Annotated in this window: 20 protein-coding genes; 11 read left to right on the top strand and 9 right to left on the bottom strand. The window is 73.6% G+C overall.

The window, feature by feature from the left end; genetic code table 11:
• Positions 1 to 86: 86 nt before the first annotated feature.
• The gene (locus AB0K34_RS24105) at positions 87 to 1592 is read right to left on the bottom strand and encodes an amino acid adenylation domain-containing protein (protein ID WP_301175267.1); all 1506 of its coding nucleotides are present in this window, start codon (positions 1590 to 1592) and stop codon (positions 87 to 89) included.
• Positions 1593 to 1828: 236 nt separating this feature from the next.
• Between AB0K34_RS24105 and sbnA the strand changes: the two genes are divergently transcribed.
• Both sbnA and sbnB read left to right on the top strand, forming a co-directional pair.
• Positions 1829 to 2806 (top strand): 2,3-diaminopropionate biosynthesis protein SbnA, encoded by a 978-nt coding sequence (gene sbnA / locus AB0K34_RS24100; protein WP_138638138.1) that lies wholly within the window; start codon positions 1829 to 1831, stop codon positions 2804 to 2806.
• 28 nt (positions 2807 to 2834) lie between these two features.
• Positions 2835 to 3860, top strand: a complete 1026-nt coding sequence (gene sbnB / locus AB0K34_RS24095; protein WP_301175266.1) for a 2,3-diaminopropionate biosynthesis protein SbnB — start codon at positions 2835 to 2837, stop codon at positions 3858 to 3860.
• Between the two features lie 71 nt (positions 3861 to 3931).
• On the opposite strand, the gene AB0K34_RS24090 is transcribed toward sbnB, so the two are convergent.
• Positions 3932 to 4366, bottom strand: a complete 435-nt coding sequence (locus AB0K34_RS24090) for an NUDIX hydrolase (RefSeq protein ID WP_301175265.1) — start codon at positions 4364 to 4366, stop codon at positions 3932 to 3934.
• A gap of 140 nt (positions 4367 to 4506) precedes the next feature.
• Here AB0K34_RS24090 and AB0K34_RS24085 point away from each other — a divergent pair, with 140 nt between their 5' ends.
• The gene (locus AB0K34_RS24085; RefSeq protein WP_301175264.1) at positions 4507 to 5592 is read left to right on the top strand and encodes an epoxide hydrolase family protein; all 1086 of its coding nucleotides are present in this window, start codon (positions 4507 to 4509) and stop codon (positions 5590 to 5592) included.
• A gap of 45 nt (positions 5593 to 5637) precedes the next feature.
• Here AB0K34_RS24085 and AB0K34_RS24080 read toward each other — a convergent pair whose 3' ends face one another.
• On the bottom strand, positions 5638 to 6558 hold the full coding sequence (locus AB0K34_RS24080; RefSeq protein ID WP_138638142.1) for an NADP-dependent oxidoreductase: 921 nt from the start codon (positions 6556 to 6558) through the stop codon (positions 5638 to 5640).
• Between the two features lie 110 nt (positions 6559 to 6668).
• Here AB0K34_RS24080 and AB0K34_RS24075 point away from each other — a divergent pair, with 110 nt between their 5' ends.
• Positions 6669 to 6911: a hypothetical protein gene (locus tag AB0K34_RS24075; protein ID WP_138638143.1), complete on the top strand. Its 243-nt coding sequence runs from the start codon at positions 6669 to 6671 to the stop codon at positions 6909 to 6911.
• 12 nt (positions 6912 to 6923) lie between these two features.
• On the top strand, positions 6924 to 8102 hold the full coding sequence (locus tag AB0K34_RS24070; RefSeq protein ID WP_301175263.1) for an acyl-CoA dehydrogenase family protein: 1179 nt from the start codon (positions 6924 to 6926) through the stop codon (positions 8100 to 8102).
• Here AB0K34_RS24070 and AB0K34_RS24065 read toward each other — a convergent pair.
• Positions 8077 to 8487 (bottom strand): DUF2000 domain-containing protein, encoded by a 411-nt coding sequence (locus tag AB0K34_RS24065; RefSeq protein WP_138638144.1) that lies wholly within the window; start codon positions 8485 to 8487, stop codon positions 8077 to 8079. The two genes, AB0K34_RS24070 and AB0K34_RS24065, sit on opposite strands and share 26 nt — an antisense overlap.
• Positions 8488 to 8551: 64 nt before the next feature.
• On the opposite strand from AB0K34_RS24065, the gene AB0K34_RS24060 reads away from it, so the two are divergent.
• Together AB0K34_RS24060 and AB0K34_RS24055 are read left to right on the top strand one after the other, a co-directional pair.
• Positions 8552 to 9352, top strand: a complete 801-nt coding sequence (locus AB0K34_RS24060) for an AraC family transcriptional regulator (protein WP_301175262.1) — start codon at positions 8552 to 8554, stop codon at positions 9350 to 9352.
• A 25-nt stretch (positions 9353 to 9377) separates the two neighbouring features.
• The gene (locus AB0K34_RS24055) at positions 9378 to 10376 is read left to right on the top strand and encodes an ADP-ribosylglycohydrolase family protein (RefSeq protein ID WP_301175261.1); all 999 of its coding nucleotides are present in this window, start codon (positions 9378 to 9380) and stop codon (positions 10374 to 10376) included.
• A gap of 15 nt (positions 10377 to 10391) precedes the next feature.
• Here the strand turns inward: AB0K34_RS24055 and AB0K34_RS24050 are convergent, their stop codons facing one another.
• The 3 genes from AB0K34_RS24050 to AB0K34_RS24040 are packed head-to-tail and all read right to left on the bottom strand — an operon-like array spanning position 10392 to position 12331.
• The gene (locus AB0K34_RS24050; protein ID WP_301175260.1) at positions 10392 to 10811 is read right to left on the bottom strand and encodes a TIGR03668 family PPOX class F420-dependent oxidoreductase; all 420 of its coding nucleotides are present in this window, start codon (positions 10809 to 10811) and stop codon (positions 10392 to 10394) included.
• 37 nt (positions 10812 to 10848) lie between these two features.
• A complete protein-coding gene (locus tag AB0K34_RS24045) occupies positions 10849 to 11652 on the bottom strand; it encodes an enoyl-CoA hydratase (RefSeq protein ID WP_301175259.1) in 804 nt (267 codons plus the stop codon).
• Positions 11653 to 11683: 31 nt separating this feature from the next.
• Positions 11684 to 12331: a class II aldolase/adducin family protein gene (locus AB0K34_RS24040; protein ID WP_301175258.1), complete on the bottom strand. Its 648-nt coding sequence runs from the start codon at positions 12329 to 12331 to the stop codon at positions 11684 to 11686.
• A gap of 70 nt (positions 12332 to 12401) precedes the next feature.
• Here AB0K34_RS24040 and AB0K34_RS24035 point away from each other — a divergent pair, with 70 nt between their 5' ends.
• A complete protein-coding gene (locus tag AB0K34_RS24035) occupies positions 12402 to 13319 on the top strand; it encodes a PfkB family carbohydrate kinase (RefSeq protein WP_138638148.1) in 918 nt (305 codons plus the stop codon).
• Between the two features lie 4 nt (positions 13320 to 13323).
• Here AB0K34_RS24035 and AB0K34_RS24030 read toward each other — a convergent pair whose 3' ends face one another.
• On the bottom strand, positions 13324 to 14874 hold the full coding sequence (locus AB0K34_RS24030) for an AMP-binding protein (protein WP_301175257.1): 1551 nt from the start codon (positions 14872 to 14874) through the stop codon (positions 13324 to 13326).
• A gap of 69 nt (positions 14875 to 14943) precedes the next feature.
• Positions 14944 to 15588 carry an ACT domain-containing protein gene (locus AB0K34_RS24025; RefSeq protein ID WP_301175280.1) on the bottom strand — a complete coding sequence of 215 codons (645 nt, stop codon included), beginning with the start codon at positions 15586 to 15588 and terminating at the stop codon, positions 14944 to 14946.
• Positions 15589 to 15828: 240 nt separating this feature from the next.
• Here AB0K34_RS24025 and grpE point away from each other — a divergent pair, with 240 nt between their 5' ends.
• From grpE to AB0K34_RS24010, 3 genes are read left to right on the top strand one after another with little or no spacing between them, the layout of a single operon-like run.
• Positions 15829 to 16560, top strand: coding sequence for a nucleotide exchange factor GrpE (gene grpE / locus AB0K34_RS24020; RefSeq protein WP_301175256.1), 732 nt, complete (start codon positions 15829 to 15831; stop codon positions 16558 to 16560).
• A 7-nt stretch (positions 16561 to 16567) separates the two neighbouring features.
• Positions 16568 to 18151 carry an Hsp70 family protein gene (locus tag AB0K34_RS24015; protein ID WP_138638150.1) on the top strand — a complete coding sequence of 528 codons (1584 nt, stop codon included), beginning with the start codon at positions 16568 to 16570 and terminating at the stop codon, positions 18149 to 18151.
• A 28-nt stretch (positions 18152 to 18179) separates the two neighbouring features.
• Positions 18180 to 18317, top strand: a complete 138-nt coding sequence (locus AB0K34_RS24010) for a hypothetical protein (protein ID WP_364550949.1) — start codon at positions 18180 to 18182, stop codon at positions 18315 to 18317.
• Positions 18318 to 18401 lie beyond the last annotated feature (84 nt).

Raw genomic sequence — 18401 nt, 5'->3', positions numbered from 1 at the left:
CGCCGCGGGTCACCGCCGCCGCGACGCTCATCGGATGACAAAGGTTGACAACCGGATCGGCCCACACCGGTCACGCAGTGTGATCGTCAGCGGGCGGGGTACTCGTGCACGACCACCGCGGCGGCGCGCACCCCGGGGTGCCGCTGCAGCACCGCCTCGATCTCGCCCAGCTCCATCCGCACCCCGGCGATCTTGACCTGCCGGTCGACGCGGCCGAGGTACTGCAGGGTGGGCCGGTCCTCGCCGCCCGCGCCCGCCGGGAGCAGCTTCACCGCGTCGCCCGTCCGGTACAGGCGGCCCGTCGGGGACGCCGGGTCGAACGGGTCGCGGTAGAACGCCTCGCGGGTCCGCTCGTCGTTGCCGAGGTAGCCGCGCCCGACGACGACGCCGCCGACGAACAGCTCGCCGGTCTCGCCGACGTCGCAGGCGGACCAGGCCCCCTCGTCCTCGCGCAGCACGTACAGGCGCGCGTTGACGATGGGCGTGCCGATCGGGAGCCGCAGGAGCTCCAGGTCGCCGGCCGTCACGGTGTGGTGGGTGACGTCGTCGGAGCACTCGGTGGGGCCGTAGGCGTTGAGGAGCCGGGCGTGCGGCATCGCCTCCAGCCAGCGGCGGGACAGTTCGGCGGGGAGTTCCTCGCCGGTGGCGATCATCCAGCGCAGGCCGGTCAGCGAGCCGGGGGCGAGGTCGTCCAGCAGGTGCCTGACCATGGTGGGGACGAGCTCGACGACCGTGATGCCGCGGTCGTCCACGGCGCGGGCGAACGCGGCCGGGTCGTGCCCGACCTCGTCGCCGATCACGTCGATCCGGCCGCCGATCAGGAGCGGGCAGAGCATCTGCCAGATCGAGATGTCGAAGCCGAGCGGGGCGGTGAACGCGACGGTGTCCGCGCCGGTCAGCTCCAGGTCGATGATCTTCGCCCAGAGGTGGTTGAGCATGCCCTGGTGCTCGACGACCGCGCCCTTCGGACGGCCGGTCGAGCCCGAGGTGAACAGCACGTACCGGGGCTGGTCGGGGGCGGTCGGGCGGGGCTCGCCGGGCCAGGGCGCCAGGCCGCGCGCCGCGGCCGCGTCGACGACCCGGCAGCCGGCCTCCGCCGCGCCCGCCAGCAGGGCCGGGGCGGTGCGCGGGGCGTCCACCGCGACCAGCACGGACGCGCCCGCCTGGGCGAGGACGTCGCGGACGCGCCCGGCGGGCCACGTCTCGTCCGCCGGCACGTACAGGGCCCCGACCAGCTCGATCGCCAGGAACGCGGCGATGACCTCGGCGCGGCGGCCGCCGCCGACGCCGACGACGGTGCCGGGCTCGACGCCCTCCGCCGCCAGCAGCGCGGCGAGCCGGCGGGCCTCGGCGGCGAGCTCGGCATAGGAGAGCGTGCGGGGCCCGTCGGCGACCGCCGGCCGGTCCCGCTCGGCGGCGAACCGCTCCACCCGCGTGATGACCGGGTCGCCGAGGTCGACCTCCCGCTCGCGGAGCATCCCGTGCCGGGCGGCCAGCTCCCGGGCCCGCTCCACCTCGGCCGCGGGCACGTCCAGGGCGGGCAGCCCGGCCGTGGGCAGCAGCCGGTCCGCGGCGGGTCCGCGAGCAGTCATCATTACTCTCCGTGATGTAGAACCACTCCGCTGTAACAGCAATACAAGCGGAGCCATAGCTTATGTCCGGCACCTGCCAGAAGCATCTCGCATTCCAACCTACCAACGAGTAATCAGGGGGTTGCGACGGCAACTTGCTCGCGGGTACGGTGAGGCTCCGCATGGCTCTGGCGTGAAGCCCGGCGGCGAACTCGGGGGAAGATGAGGGAATTGTTTCTTCATTTGAGGGTGGACGCGTGCCGATAATCACCTCGCCGCAGGAATTCAATGTCGACGACCTTTACGTCGATCTGCGGCCCGTTATAAAACGGCCGCTCTACCTGAAATGCGAGGGCTTTAATTTCGCCGGCTCGGTCAAGCTGAAGGCGGCCGCCGCGATGGTCGAGGCGGCCGAGCGCGACGGCGCGCTCACCGCCGGCTCGGTGATCGTCGAGTCGTCGTCCGGCAACCTCGGGATCGCGCTCAGCCTCATCGCCGCGAGCCGCGGCCTGCGGTTCGTCTGCGTCACCGACCCGCGCTGCAACCCCGCGTCGATGCGGGTCATGCGGGCGCTCGGCGCCGAGGTCCGGGTCGTCTCCGACCGGGACGCCAACGGCGGGTACCTCGGCGGCCGGATCGCCTACGTCCGGAGCCTGTGCGAGTCCGACGAGCGGTACGTGTGGCTGAACCAGTACGCCAACCGCAACAACTGGATGGCGCACTACCGCGGGACCGCGCCGGCGATCGACCGCGAGTTCCCCGACCTGGAGGTTCTCTTCGTCGGCGCGGGCACCACGGGCACCCTGATGGGCTGCGCCCGCTACTTCCGCGAGCACCGGCGCCCGGTCACGATCGTGGCGGTCGACGCGGTCGGCTCCGTCACCTTCGGCGGCATCCCCGAGCGGCGCATGGTGCCGGGCCTCGGCACCAGCAGCAAGCCCGCCCTGGTGGACGAGTCGTTCATCGACGACGTCGTGCACGTCGCCGAGCCCGACACCATCCGGACCGTGCACGCCCTCGCCGCCCGCGGGTTCCTGTTCGGCGGCTCCACCGGCACCGTCGTGTCCGGCGCGTCCCGCTGGCTGGACGCCAAGTACCCCGGCGAGGACCCGGTCGCCGTGGCGATCGCCCCCGACCTCGGGGAGCGCTACCTGGACTCCATCTACGCGGAGGGCTGGGTGCGCGAGCACTTCGGCGACCTGCTCGCAGACCCCGCCGGTATCCTCGGCGACTGATCATCGAGAAAAGACGGAGTTTTCCACCATGACGCAGGTTCCGGCATTCGCCGTGGTCTCCGGCGCGCAGGTCCACGAGGCCGTCGCCGGGCGCGAGGAGCAGGTCACCCGGATGGTCGAGGCGGCCTACCGGCTGCACGGCGAGGGGCTGACCGTCAACCCCGACTCCTACTTCCTGCGGTTCCCGGACCGCCCGTCCGACCGGATCATCGCCCTGCCCGCCTCGGTCAAGGGCGACGTCGGCGTGCACGGGATCAAGTGGATCTCCAGCTTCCCCGGCAACGTCGCGGGCGGCATCCCGCGCGCCTCGGCCGTGCTGATCCTCAACGACGCCGACACCGGCTACCCGTTCGCGTGCCTGGAGAGCTCGATCATCTCCGCGGCCCGCACCGCCGCCTCCGCCGCCCTCGCCGCCGCCGCCCTCGCCGACGCCCGCGGCGACCGCCCCCGCCGCGTCGGCTTCATCGGCGTCGGCCTCATCGCCCGCTACATCCACACCTACCTGGCGGGCAACGGCTTCGCGTTCGACGAGCTGGGCGTCCACGACCTCTCCCGCGAGCACGCCGAGGGGTTCCAGGAGTACCTGGAGCGCTCGGAGAAGGGCGAGATCACGATCCACGACTCGGCGGAGTCGCTGATCCGCGCGTCCGACCTGATCGTCTTCGCCACCGTCGCCGGCGAGCCGCACGTCCACGACCCGGCCTGGTTCGCGCACGCCCCGCTCGTCCTGAACGTGTCGCTGCGCGACCTCTCCCCCGAGATCATCCTGTCGGCCTACAACGTGGTGGACGACGTCGAGCACTGCATGAAGGCCAACACGTCCCCGCACCTGGCCGAGCAGAAGGCCGGCAACCGCGACTTCGTCGCCGGCACGCTCTACGACGTCCTCACCGGGGCGACGACCCCGCCCGCCGGCAAGCCGGTGGTCTTCTCCCCCTTCGGGCTGGGCGTCCTCGACCTGGCCGTCGCGAAGTACGTCTACGACCAGGTCAAGTCGTCGGGCGCTCTGCACACGGTCCCCGACTTCTTCTACGAACTGAAGCGCTACGGCTGACGCCCGGTGGCGGCGAGCGAGTCGAGCAGGGCGAGCGCCTCGCCGTGGACGGCGGCTGGACCGCCCAGTGATCAGAGCCCGATGTTGCTCTTGGCGCCCATGTAGGAGCCCGCGCCGGGCCACCCGGCGCGGGCCAGTTCCGCGAACCGGTCGCCGAACCCCAGCGCCGCCAGGTCGCCGAGCGGCACGAACCTCACCCCGCGGATCTCCCTGGTGTCGCCGCCGGCGACGTCCCCGGCCGTCCCGCCGAGGCGGCGGGCCTCGAAGGTGATGTGCAGGACGTGGGCGCCTCCGTCCGGCAGGTGGTCGCAGACGTAGAGCAGCCTGCCGGGCTCGACGTCCAGGCCGGTCTCCTCGCGCATCTCCCTGACCAGGGCGTCCGCCAGGGGCTCGCCCTCCTCGACCTTCCCGCCGGGCAGCGACCACGACCGCCCGGTATCGGTGTCCTGGTCGAGCAGGAGGACGCGCTCGTCCTCGACGACGATTCCGGTGACCCGAACCAGCATCCCCGCAACCTACCGAAGCGGCCGGCGGCGAGCACCGTCCCGAGTCAATCGTTGGCCCGGCCAACGAGTTGTGTTAGCGTTGGCGCTACCAACATTGGTTCGGCCAACGCTTGGCCGTCCGCATCCGGGGAGTCGCGATCATGATCAAGCCGTTCCGCATCGACGTTCCGCAGGCCGACCTCGACGATCTGGCCGACCGGCTCGCCCGCACCCGCTGGCCCAACGAGGTCGAGGGCGCCGGGTGGGACTACGGCTTCCCGCTGGCGCGGCTCAAGGAACTGGCCGAGTATTGGCGCACCGGCTACGACTGGCGCGAGCACGAGGCGGAGCTCAACGAGCTGCCGCACTTCACCACCGAGATCGACGGGCAGAACATCCACTTCGTGCACGTGCGGTCGGCGAAGCCGGACGCGCTCGCGCTGATCCTCACGCACGGCTGGCCCGGGTCGTTCCTGGAGTTCCTCGGCGTGATCGAGCCGCTGTCGCGGGACTTCCACCTGGTGATCCCGTCCATTCCGGGCTACGGGTTCTCCGGGCCGACCCACGAGCGCGACTGGGGCGTCCCCCGGATCGCGCGGGCCTGGGCGGAGCTCATGCACCGGCTCGGGTACGAGCGCTACGGCGCGCAGGGCGGCGACTTCGGGTCCGGCATCTCGCTGGCGCTCGGCGCGGCGGCGCCCGAGCGGGTCGTCGGGGTGCACGTCAACTACCTGCCGACCCGTCCGGACCCGGACGCCGGCGTCACGCTGACCGAGGCCGACGAGGCCCGGCTGGACACGGTCCGGAAGCTGATGGCGAACCGCCCGCCCTACCAGGCGCTGCAGGCCCTCACCCCGCAGACCATCGGCTACGCGCTGACCGACTCGCCGGTCGGCCAGCTGGCCTGGATCGCCGAGCGGTTCGCGCAGTGGACCGACCCGGCCACACCGGTCGACGACGACCGGATGCTGACCGACGTCTCGCTGTACTGGCTGACCGCCACCGCGGCCTCCTCGGCGCGGCTGCACCACGACGCGCCGCGGGGGCAGGCCGCGCCGTGCCGGGTGCCGGTCGGCGTGGCGGTGTTCGCGCACGACATCACGCAGTCGGTGCGGCCGCTGGCCGAGCGGCTCTACGACATCGGGCACTGGTCGGAGTTCGACCGCGGCGGCCACTTCGCCGCGATGGAGGTGCCGGAGCTGCTCTCCGCGGACGTCCGGGACTTCTTCCTCAAGCGGGACGCCTGAGAGGGGCGGGCCGGCCGCGCGTCGCTGCTCGCGGCCGGCCGCGCGTCAGACCTCGATGACCACCTTGCCGGGGACGCCCCGCTGCTTGGCCTCGAACGCCTCGCGGGTCTCGGCCAGCGGGTACACGGCGCCGACATGGGCGCGGAGCCGGCCGGCCTCCGCCCGCTCGGCGAGCTCGGCGAGCTGGCCGCGGTCGGGTTCGACGATGAAGAAGACGGCGCGCCCGTCCGGCGGCTCGACCGGCGGCGGGGCCGTGATCGAGACCAGCGCGCCGCCCGGCCTGATCCGGCTCGCGGAGCGGGCGAGCAGGTCGCCGCCGATGGTGTCGAAGATGACGTCGACGGGCTCGACGGCGTCCTCGAAGCGCTCGCTCTCCACGTCGACGAAGGCGTGCGCGCCCATCCGCAGCGCGACCTCGGCGGCGCGGGCCCGGCCGGTGGCGATGACGTGCGCGCCCGCGTCGCGGGCCAGCTGGACGGCCAGGCTGCCGGTGCCGCCTCCCCCGCCGTGCACGACGACGGTCTGCCCCGCGCGCAGCCCGCCGTGGACGAACAGCGCCTGCCAGCACGTCAGGCCGGCGAGCGGCAGGGCGGCCGCCTCGGTGAACGACAGCGACGCGGGCATCGGCGCGAGGTTGCGCGCCTCGACGGCGACGTACTCGGCCGCCGCGCCGTCGCGGTGCCAGTCGGTCAGGCCGAACACGCGGTCGCCCACGGCGAACCCGGCGGTGCCGTAGGCGACGTCGGCGACCACGCCGGCGACGTCGTGGCCGGGGACCGACGGCGTCCGGTCCCGCCCGGCCCGGTCGACCCACGTGCCGGGCCAGTCGAGTTCGTCGGGGACGAACCCCGCCGCGCGCACCTGCACGACGACGTCGCCGGTGGCCGCGTAGGGGCGCGGCGCGTCCTCCAGGACCAGGCCCTCGCCGTCGCCGTCGGGGCTCTTGTGTATGCGTACAGCTCTCATGAATGACCTCCCGGAGATGGCTTCCCCAGGAAGACGGCGATGCACCGGGCCGCGTGACAGAGGTGCCGCTCCGGGCCCATAGAACGAGTCCCAGTGGGCACGTTTTGTCTATGGATGAGCGAGATGTCGGACGTGGGGACGTCCAGGAGCTGTCGGACTTCGAGCTGATCGTGTACGAGACCGTGGCGGAGATCGACAAGGAGCGCGGCGCGGCGGACTTCGAGACGATCGGGGCGCTGGTCGAGGCGCCCGAGGAGGATCTGTGGGCCGCGCTCGGCCATCTGGTGTCGATCAACCACCTGCACTCGACCAGCGAGGGCTACGTGCTCGGGCCGCACGACTGGGCGCCCTGACCGTCCCGCTGGATGGGAACCCCAGTGAACCGGGCCGGCGGCGCGCGGCACCATGGCCCGGTACGACTGGGACGCGTGTGGGAGGCCGCCGGAATGAAGCTCGTCGTCACCGAGGAACAGCGGGAGCTGCGCGACGCGCTGCGGCGCTTCTTCGCCGACCGGTCCCCCGCCGCCGAGGTGCGGCGGCTGATGGAGACGGCCGCGGGCTACGACCCGAAGGTCTGGGCGCAGATGGCCGAGCAGCTCGGGCTGCAGGGCCTCGCGATCGCCGAGGAGCACGGCGGCGCCGGGTTCGGGGTGCGGGAGCTGGCCGTCGTGTTCGAGGAGATGGGGCGGGCGGTCGTGTGCGCCCCCTTCCTCGCGACGATCACCGCGGCGGCGGCGCTGGAGGCCGGTGAGGGCGGGCACGACCTGCTGCCCGGCATCGCGGACGGCTCCGCCATCGCGACGCTGGCGGTGGCCGAGGACGGCGGGTCCTGGGACCCGGGCGACGTGGCGGCCGTGTTCGAGGACGGCGCGGTCAGCGGCACCAAGAACTTCGTCCTGGACGGCCACATCGCCGACGTGGTCCTGGTCGCGGCGCGCGGCGCCGACGGCGTCGGCCTCTATGCCGTGGAGGACGTCCCGCGCCTCGTCCGGACGCCCGTCGTGACGCTCGACCAGACGCGCAAGCTGGCCCGGATCGAGTTCGACGGCGTCCCGGCGCGGAGGGTCGGCGGGCGCGACGCCCTGCTCAGGGCGCTGGACGTCGCGGCGGTCGCGCTGGCCGCCGAGCAGCTCGGCGGCGCGCAGCGGACCCTGGACATGACGGTCGAGTACGCGAAGGTCCGGCACCAGTTCGGCCGCCCGATCGGGTCGTTCCAGGCGATCAAGCACCGGTGCGCGGACATGTTCGTGCTGGTGGAGTCGGCGCGGTCGGCGGTGCTGAACGCGGCGGCCGCCGCCGACGAGGCCCCGGAGGAGCTGCCGGCCGCGGCCGCGCTGGCGAAGGCGTACTGCTCGGACGCCTACTTCCACACGGCGGGCGAGGCGATCCAGCTGCACGGCGGCATCGGCTTCACCTGGGAGCACGACGCGCACCTGTACTTCAAGCGCGCCCAGGGGTCGCGGCAGCTGTTCGGCGCGCCGGACCGGCACCGCGAGCGGCTCGCCGCCCTCGCCGGGCTCACGGGTGCAGCCGCAACCCCTTGAGCACCTTGTCCACGCCGTTCTTCGGCCCGTGCACGGCGAACCCGACCAGGGGCATCTCGCCGGCGGTGACGGCGCGGACGGTCGCGCGGTTCGCCTCGTCGTGGCCGGTCTTGAACATGTCCTCGATGTAGACGGCGATGTCCATCCCCCGGGCGAGGGCGCGCGCGTGGGTCTGCGCGATCGCGGCGGTGTCCGCCTCGTAGACCAGCACGGGCTGCCGGAACATCGCCAGGTACCGGTTGCCGGACGCGTCCTCGTACGGCTCGCCGATCACGCCGGGGACGCCGCCCGCCACCGCGCCGGCGAGGAACGCGGTCACGTTGAGCCGCTGCCACGCGGCCAGGTCGTCCCGGACCACGATCCCGATCTTGGTGTCGAAACGCATGCCGGACAGGGTGCCCCGGCGGGCGGCGGCCCGTCTTGAACGCTCGTGCGCGACACTGGGACACGTGGACTGGAGCCGGTACTGGCGGTCGCCCGACCGCCCCCTGGAGGCGATGCACGCCCACTTCGAGCGGCACGTGTACCACCGGCACAGCCACGAGACGTACTCGTTCGGCGTGACCGAGGACGGCTACCAGGCGTTCCGCTGCCGGGGCGGCGCGCACACCAGCGCGGCCGGGATGGTCATCGCGTTCAACCCCGACGACCCGCACGACGGCCACGCCGCCGACGAGCTGGGCTTCACCTACCGGATCGTCCACATCGGCCCCGAGCTGGTCGCGGACGTGCTGGCCGACATCGCGGGACGGGCGGCCGGGCTCCCGCTGTTCGGCTCCCCCGTCGTCGAGGATCCCGTGCTGGCGCGGAACCTGCGCGGCCTGCACGCGGCGCTCCTCGGCGGCGCGACGGCGCTGCGGCGGGACGAGCTGCTGACCGCGACGGTCGGCGCGATGGTCGCCCGGGCCGCCACCCGGCGCTCGCGCGTGTCGGAGGCCGGCGGCGTCGCCGAGCGGGCCAGGCGGCGCCTGGAGGAGGCGTACCTGGACGACGTCGGCGCCGACGAGCTGGCCGCGGCGGCGGGCTGCAGCCGGTTCGCGCTGTACCGGGCGTTCCGGCGGGAGTACGGGATGGCGCCGAGCGACTACCAGCGGCAGCTCCGGCTGCGCGCCGCGCGCCGCCTCCTCGCCCGGGGCGACGCCGCCGGGGACGTCGCGGCCCGCACGGGCTTCGCCGACCAGAGCCATCTGACGCGCTGGTTCGTCCGCTGCTACGGCATGACGCCGGGCCGCTTCCAGCGTGCCGGTTGAACCCGGTTGAGGAAGAATGCCCGCCATGAGACGGGCGAGCGGGGCGATGTTCGGGCTGGCGTACGGCGACTCCCTGGGGGCGCCGACCGAGTTCCTCACCATGAAGCAGATCCGCCGGCGCTTCGGCGACCACGGGCCCACGCAGCTCAACGGCGACCCGGCGCTCGTCACCGACGACACGCAGATGGCGATCGCGGTCGGCCTGGCCCTCCTCGACGCCCTGGCGAACCCGCCGTTCACCCCCGACCTGATCATCCCGATGTGGCGGCGCCGGTTCGTCGACTGGCTCAACAGCCCCGACAACAACCGCGCGCCCGGCAACACGTGCCTGCGCGCCTGCCGCAACCTGGAGGCCGGGCGGCCCTGGGTGAAGGCCACGGTGGCGGGCTCCAAGGGCTGCGGCGCCAACATGCGCGTCGCGCCGGTGGGCCTCGCGCCCGGCCTGACCGACGAGACCCGCGCCGCGGCGTCCCAGCTCCAGGCCGCCCTCACCCACGGCCATCCGACCGGGCTGGCGGCGAGCGAGCTGACCGCGTTCGCCGTCCGGTGGCTGGCCGACGGCATGGCCCCCGCCGACCTGCCCGCGGCGCTCCGCGCCCGCTGCCACGAGCAGCGCACGACGTACCACGGGCGCTGGCTCGGCGACCTGTGGAAGCAGCCGGGGATGGACGCCCCCGAGACGTTCATCGCGCGCGGCTGGGACGAGTGCCTGGCCGTCCTCGACCGGCTGGACGAGGCCGTCGCCCGCGGCGACCGGGCGTCCGACCCCTGCGAGGTCACCGGCGCGGGCTGGATCGCGGAGGAGGCGCTCGCGACCGGGCTGCTGTGCTTCCTGCTGTTCCCGGACGAGCCGGTCGAGGCGATCCGGCGCGGCGCCGCCAGCTCCGGCGACTCCGACTCGATCGCGTGCCTGGCCGGCTCCTTCGCGGGCGCGCACCTCGGCATGGACGCCTGGCCGGACGAGTGGCGCGCCCGCATCGAGTACGCCTCCGACCTGGCGAAGATCGGCGAAGCCTGGGACTGACCCCGCCGGGCCGGCTCAGGACGCGGACCAGCCCGTCCAGGCGTCGATCGTGACGGCGATGACCGGGCCCTCGGGCGGGCGGTCGCGGTACTGGGCGTAGCGGTCCGCGAGGAGCGCGACGGGCTCGGCCATGCGCGCGGGGTCGTCGACGACGGCCGCGCGGCCGTCCACGCGGACCCACCACAGGCGGTCCCAGTCGTCCTCGTAGTGGTCGGCCAGCAGCGCCACGCGCGGGTTGGCGCGGATGTTGGCGAGCCGCCGCAGGTCGCGGCTGCTCTTCGGCTTGTGGTCGACGGCCGTGTAGACCGAGCCCCGGTGCACGGCGAAGGTCACCGGCACGAGGTGCGGGCGCGCGTCCTCGCCCACGGTCGCCAGGCGCGCGACGGGGGCGGTCGCCAGCAGCCGGCGCGCCTCGTCCGGTGGAAGCTTCGGCACCCCCTCACCCTGCCATGTCCAGTCCCGGAAGTCCGCTTCAGTCCTGGAAGTCCGGCGGGCGGTGCTCCTTGCGGGCCTTGATCGCCTCTTCGAAGTTGCGGGTGGTGAGGCGGACGTAGAGCTGGGCGAGGCCCTCCTGGCCCATGTGCGCGTCGAGGCTCGCGGCGTCCAGGCTCGACCACAGCATCCGCTTCGTCAGTTCCACGCCGGGGCGGCTGAACCCGGCGATCCGCTCGGCGAGGTCGTAGCAGGAGTCGAGGAGCTTGTCGCCGGGGACGACGCGGGACAGCAGCCCGATGCGCTCGGCCTCGGCGGCGTCGACGTCCCGGCCGGACAGCATCAGCTCGAAGGCGCGGGACGAGCCGATCGCGCGCGGCAGCAGGTAGCTGAGGCCGAGCTCGCTCGCGGTGAGGCCGTTGTTGATCCCGGCGGCGCGGAACAGCGCGGTGTCGGAGCCGAGCCGGATGTCGGCGGCCAGCGCCAGGCAGAGCCCGCCGCCGATCGCCGGGCCGTTGACGGCCGCGATCACCGGCTGGTGGACGCGGCGCATCGCCCGGACCACGTCGTCCAGCAGCTCCATGGAGCGCAGCGCGATGGTCGGCAGCGTCAGCCCGTCGATGCCGGGGATGTCGCCGGGGTTCTCCAGGTCGGCGCCCGAGCAGAAGCCGCGCCCGGCGCCGGTGACGACGACGGCGCGGGTGTCGTTGTCGCGGCTCACCTCTTCGAGGGCCTCGCGGAACGGGACCATCACGTCGAAGGCCATCGCGTTCATGCGCTCGGGCCGGTCGAGGGTGATGAGGGTGATGTGCGGGCGCGGCTTGTCGATCAGGACGAAGGGCAAAGCGGGCCTCCCGGAGACAACCTAACAAGCGTTAGGTTACACGCGGGAACTCCGGCGGGGTGAGGCCGCGCTCGACCACCTTCGCCAGCTCCTCCTCGGTCAGGATCCGCGGCTCCCCGATCGTCCTGGCCCGCACGTAGACGCCGCACAGCCATTCGAGGAGCCGCGCGTTCTCGAACGCCTCGTCCAGATCACGGCCGATGGTGACGCCGCCGTGGTTGGCCATCAGCGCCGCGCGCTTGCCGCCCGCCATGGCCTTCCGGACGTTCTCCGCCAGCTCCGGCGTCCCGTAGGTGGCGTACTCGGCGACCTTCACCACACCGCCCAGCAGCAGGGTGTTGTAGTGGATCGGCGGCAGCTCGGACATGGTCGTCGCGACCACGGCGCCGTAGGTCGAGTGGGTGTGCACGATCGCCGCGGCGGGAGTCGCCTCGTAGAGCGCGAGGTGCATGGGCGTCTCGGACGACGGCGCCCGCTCCCCCTCGACGAGCCGGCCGGACAGGGTCACCACCGGGCAGTCGGCGGGCTCCATCCGGTCGAGCATCATCCCGCCGGGCGTGACCGCGACGAGGTCGCCCGAGCGGACGCTGATGTTGCCCGACGCGCCCGTCACGAGGCCGGTCCCGGCGAGCCGCCGGCCGATGGCGCACAGCTCGCGCCGTTCATCGTTCAACAACATGCGAATACCTCTCACGTTCCCCGGCCGCATTGCGTACGCTACGGCCCTGACGATCATTAAGGGGCCTGTCATGACCGTTGTCACACTCGGCGCGCACATCCTGGACGTGCTCGCCCGCCCCGTCGAGGGCATCCCGGACGGGCAGGACACCGTCGTCGTGGAGCAGATCCGCGCCACCGCCGCGGGCGCCGCCGCCGGGACCGCCGTCGCGCTCGCCCGGCTCGGCAACGACGTCATCTCGGTCGGCGCGATCGGCGACGACGACCTCGGCGACCTGCTCGTGGCGATCATGACACGGAACGGGGTGGACGCGACCGGGCTCGTCCGGCGGACGGCCGACCAGACCAGCGCGTCGATCCTGCCGATCCGGCCGGACGGCGGGCGGCCGAGCTTCCACGTCCCCGGCGCGAACCTCACCCTCACCACCGGCGCGGTCGGCCCCGGGCTGCTCGGCGCGGCGGGCTTCGTGCACCTCGGCGGGCCGGACGTCACGTTCGGGCTCAACGACCCGGCCTTCTTCGAGATGCTCGGCGCCGCCCGCCGCACCGGCACCGTCGTCACGATGGACCTGCTGTCCAACCTGCCCGACCTGCTGGCCGGCGCCGCCGCCTTCCTCCCGCACGTCGACCACTTCCTGCCGAACGAGGAGCAGGCCGCCGCGATGACCGGGGAGAGCGACCCGGAGAAGGCCGCCGCCGCGCTGCTCGGCCAGGGCCCGCGCACGGTCGTCGTCACGCTCGGCGCGGAGGGCAGCCTCGTCGCGACCGCCGGCGGCGTGCACCGGCTGCCCGCCCTGCCGGTCGAGGTCGTCGACACGACCGGCTGCGGCGACGCGTACTGCGCCGGGTTCATCACCGGGCTCGCGCACGGGAAGGACGTCCCGGAGGCGGCGCGCTGGGGCACGGCCGCGGCGGCGACCGTCGCCCAGGGGCTCGGCTCCGACGCGTGCCTCACCGGCCTGGACGCGGTCCTCGCGCTGCTGGACTGACCGGTCAGATCTTCTGCTCCCGGCCCGCCCAGTACGGGTCGCGGAGCAGCCGCTTGTAGAGCTTGCCGGTCGGGGTCCTCGGCATCTCCTCGACGAAGTCGACCGAGCGGGGCGCCTTGTACCCGGCGAGCGACGCGCGCACGTGCTCGATCAGCTCCCCGGCGAGCGCCTCGGACGGCGCGGCGCCGCCGGAGAGCTCGACGGCGGCCTTCACCTGCTCGCCGAACTCCTCGTCCGGGACGCCGAACACCGCCACGTCCCGGACGGCCGGATGGGTGATCAGCACCCCCTCGATCTCGGCCGGGTAGATGTTCACCCCGCCGCTGATGATCATGTCGATGGCGCGGTCGGCGAGGAACAGGTAGCCGTCCTCGTCGAGGTAGCCGACGTCGCCGGTGGTGAACAGGCCGTCGGCGCGGTGCACCGAGCGGGTCTTCTCCTCGTCGCCCCAGTACTCGACGTCGTCGCCGCTGGTGTAGCGGAAGTAGATCCGGCCGCGCTCGCCGGGCGCGGCCGGCGCGCCGTCCTCGCGCAGGACGTGGACCTCCGTCGTCGGCAGCGGCAGGCCGACGCTCCCGGGCTTCTTCAGCCACTCCTCGGCGGTGATGACGCTGTTCACCGACGCCTCGGTGGACCCGTAGTACTCGTGCACGACCGGCCCCAGCCAGTCGATCATCTGCCGCTTCACCTCGGGCGAGCAGGGCGCGGCGCCGTGCCAGACCGCCGCGAGGCTCGACCCGTCGAAGGCCGCGCGGACCTCCTCGTCCAGCCGCAGCAGCCGGACGAACTGGGTCGGGACGAGGTGCACGTTCGTGACGGCGTGCTCGTCGATGAGCCGCAGCGCCGCGGCCGGGTCGAAGTCGCGCCGCATCACCACCGGCCGGCCCCGGAGCAGGAACACCAGCGACCACAGCCACTGCGCCGAGTGGTACACCGGGCCGACGAGCAGCGACCGGCCGTCCGGCGGGATCCGGAGCACCTCGGCGAACACGTCGCCGATGAGGCTCGCCGTCTCGATCGGGGCGCCCGCGCCGAGCTGCTTGCGGTTCACGCCCTTCGGGCGGCCCGTGGTGCCCGAGGTGTAGAACATCGGGAAGCCCATCACCGGGTCGGCGATCTCCTCACGCTCCCCGGTCGCGAGGAACTCCTCGTAGGGGGTGAAGCCCTCGACGGCGCCGCCGAACGCGACGCGGGCCCCGAGGTCGAGGCCCGCGGACGCCTCGCGGGCCGTCCCGCCGAACGCGTCCTCGGAGAACAGGGCGCGGGCGCCGGAGTCGGTCAGGACGTAGCGCAGCTCGTCGGCCGTCCAGTGCCAGTTCACCATGACGTACCGGAGCCCGATGTGGCCGGCGGCGCACATCAGCTCGAAGTACTCGCGCCGGTTCCCCGAGTGGATCGCGATCGCGTCGCCGGCGGCCAGGCCCAGCCCGCGCAGCGCGTCCGCCAGCCGGCCGGTCCTGGCGTCCAGCTCCCGCCACGTGGTGCTTCCGTGCTCGTCGGTGAGGGCGGGTTCGTCCGGCTTGGCGTCGGCGTACGGGCGGAGCAGCGCGGCCATGGGCCACCTCCTGGAGCGCGGCAGGATCCTGTTCTGCGACTCTAGGACCGCTTCGCCCGAAAGGCCAGGTCAGGACGCGGACTGCCCGGCGGGCGCCCCGTACAGCACGGCGTCGGCGGCGCCCGCGAGCTGCTCCAGCCGGAACACCTCGGTGCGGTGGAACGGCGGCGCGCCCGTCCGGGCGGCGACCAGCGCGACCGCGCCCAGGGCGAGCGGGCAGACCGCGTACTGGGTGCCGTCCGGCGCGGTGAACGCGCGCGGCCGCAGCGGCTCCAGGTCCGGCAGGGCCGCGCCCGGCACGCCGCCGACGCTGGCGTGCACGAGCAGCATCGCGCCCTCCCCGGCGGGCTCGGCGAGCCCGGCCCAGTCGGCGCTGAGCAGGGCCGGGACGGCGTCGGCGAGGATCTCCATGCCGCGCTCGGGGACCGCCGCGACCTGCCCGATCACGGCCGCGTCCGGGAAGGCGCCCTGCGGCTCCAGCGTCGGCCAGATCCCGACGACGTCCACCCCGGCGACCGAGCCGAGGCCCTCCACCAGCCGCTCGATGCCCGCTCCCGCGGGCCAGGCGACGGTGAAGTCGTCCATCGCCCGGCCGGCGCCGCGCTCCAGCACCGCCATCTGCACGACGTCGGCGCCCGCCGCGCCGAGGATGCGGGCCACCTGCCCGAGCGTCCCCGGCCGGTCCGGCAGCCGGACGCGTATCCGCAGCAACATCGCCACCTCCAGTCTCCCCGCGAGCGGTTCCCCGCGAGCCGTTTCCCCAGGAGCGGGGTCCGTCCGAGCCATCAGTCTGGGCGAGGGCCGTTTCCCCGGTGTTACCCCTACGTGTCGGCCAGAGAAAGAGAAGCGGCAAGAGTCGGTGCTGGAATGACGGGCACGCGTCAAACTAGAGTCCAGACAAGGTCATCGTCAGACCTGTCATACGCACGCCGTCCAGCATTAAGGTGACTGCACGTGTCGAGGGACGGGGAACCCCCAGTCAACGATGGCTCCGGGGCCGAGCCGGAGCAGGGCGCCGGCGGGGACGGGGACGAGGGCGCGGCGTTCCGCGCCGACGTCCGGGACGCCCTGGCCGGGCTCGCCGCGCGGCTCGACCGCGAGCACGAGCGGGCGGCGCACCGCGAGGCGGTGATCGACCGGCTGCACGAGGAGAACCAGCGGCTGCGGCGTGGGGAGCTGCAGCACCTGCTGGAGCCCGTCCGCACCGCGCTGTACCGGGTGCACGACCAGGCACGCCGCGAGTCCGGGCGGCTCGCCGCGCCGGGCGCCGCCGAGCCGCCCGACCCCGGCCAGACCGCGCTGCTGCTGGCGGCGCTCGCCGACGACGTCGCGGACGCGCTGGCGCGGCTCGGCGTCGAGCGGTTCACGGTCGAGCCCGGCGCCCCCTACGACGCCTCCCGGCACCGCCCGGTCGCGGTCACGCCCGTCGCCGACCCGCTCGCCGACGGCACCGTCACCGCCGTCCAGTCCGACGGCTTCGAGCAGGGCGGCAAGGTGCTGCGCAAGGCGGCGGTCAGCGTCGGCAAGCTCGACCGGGACGCCGGCGGCGCGGGCGCGAAGGACGGCGCGGGCGCGAAGGACCTGGAGCCCGCCGGCAGGGCCGCCCGGGGGAGCCGCGAGGGAGCGGGCCGCGACGGGGCGGAGCGCGGCGAGACGATGAACTCAGGACTCGGGACCGACAGGTGAGAGGGACATGGCTGTCTACGGGATCGACCTCGGAACCACGTACTCCTGCATTGCCTCGATCGACGACGTAGGGCGGCCCTCGGTCCTGCGGAACCTGGAGGGCACCGACACCACGCCGTCCGTCGTCTTCTTCGAGAGCGGCGAGAACGTCGTCGTCGGCGCCACCGCGAAGGACACCGCGGTCCTGGAGCCCGATAACGTCGTCAGCCTGGTCAAGCGGGACATGGGCCGCGACGTGACGCGGCCCGTCCACGGGATCGACTTCACGCCGGAGGAGGTGTCGGCGTTCATCCTGCTGAAGCTCGCGACGGACGCGCGCACCACCACCGGCGAGGACGCCCGCGACGTCGTCATCACCGTGCCCGCCTACTTCGGCGCGGCCGAGCGCGACGCGACCCGCAAGGCGGGCCGGATCGCCGGGCTGAACGTCATCGACATCGTGTCCGAGCCGATCGCCGCTGCGATCACCTACGGCGTGCTCAACCCCGAGCAGGACCGCACGATCCTGGTCTACGACCTCGGCGGCGGGACGTTCGACACCACCGTCATCACGCTGCGCGACGGACACATCGAGGTGGTGTGCACCGACGGCGACCACGAGCTCGGCGGCGCCGACTGGGACGCGCGGCTCGTGGAGCACCTCGCCGAGCGGTTCCGCGAGGAGCACCCCGACGCGGGCGACCCGCTCGACGACAAGCAGACCGAGCAGCAGCTCCGCCGCGACGCCGAGGACGCCAAGAAGGCCCTCACCACCCGCACGTCCCAGACGGTGCGGGTGATGCACGCCGGGCGGGTCGCGGCGGTCGAGGTGACGCGGGAGAAGCTGGAGGAGCTCACCAAGGACCTCCTCGACCGCACCGTGGAGATCACCGGCCGGACGCTGTCGACGGCCGCCGAGAAGGGCGTGGACGACTACGACGACCTCGTCCTCGTCGGCGGGTCCACGAAGATGCCGGTGGTCGCGGCGCGGCTGCAGACCGAGCTCGGCCTGTCCCCCCGCCTGCAGGACCCCGACCTCGCGGTCGCCAAGGGCGCCGCCCTGTACGCGTTCGAGGAGACCTACCGGCGGCTCGTCCGGGAGGGCGCCGCCGACCGCGCCGAGGAGATGGCGAGCCGGGCGGGCCTGTCCGCCGAGCAGCAGAAGCAGATCGCCGGGCGGCAGATCAAGACGGTCGCCTCGCACGCGTTCGGGATCGTCGTGGTCGACCGGGAGACCGGCGCCGAGACGGTGGCGCACCTCGTGCACGCCAACGACGCGCTGCCCGCCGCGAAGACCGAGGACTTCTTCACCGTCTACGACGACCAGGCGTCCGCCGACATCCGGGTGATGGAGCAGGCCGGCGTCGTCGAGTCCGCCGACCTGATCGACAACACCGAGATCGCGACCGGGGAGATCCGCGTCCCGCCGGGCAAGAAGGCGGGCTGGCCGATCGGCGTCACGTTCGCGCTCGACGCCTCCGGGCTGCTGAACGTCACGGCCGTGGAGAAGGAGACCGGCGAGCGGCTGGAGCTGAAGGTGGACGTCGGCGGCATGTCGGAGGAGGAGGTCGAGCGGTCCCGCAAGGCCCTCTCCCGGGTCCAGGTGAGCTGAGCGGCCGGCCGGCCGCCCGGAGGCGCCCGTGACGTTCGACGACGACTACCGGCGGGACGTGCTGGAGCCCGCCCGGGCGGCGGGCGACCAGCCGCCCGAGGACCTGCGCGTCCGCTACGCGCTGGACGCTCCGCTCGACGCACTCGCCGGGGCGGCGGCTGGGTGACGCCCGCCCAGATCAGCGCCCTCCGCCCGGACGGCCTGCAGATGCTCTACCGGTTCGACCGCGCGGGCGACGCGTCCGAGCTCC

It is taken from the genome of Actinomadura sp. NPDC049382 (assembly GCF_040677125.1).
GTDB lineage: Bacteria > Actinomycetota > Actinomycetes > Streptosporangiales > Streptosporangiaceae > Spirillospora > Spirillospora geliboluensis.
The sequence above is the reverse complement of the archived record's forward strand: the minus strand, read 5'-3'. Positions and strand labels throughout refer to the sequence as shown.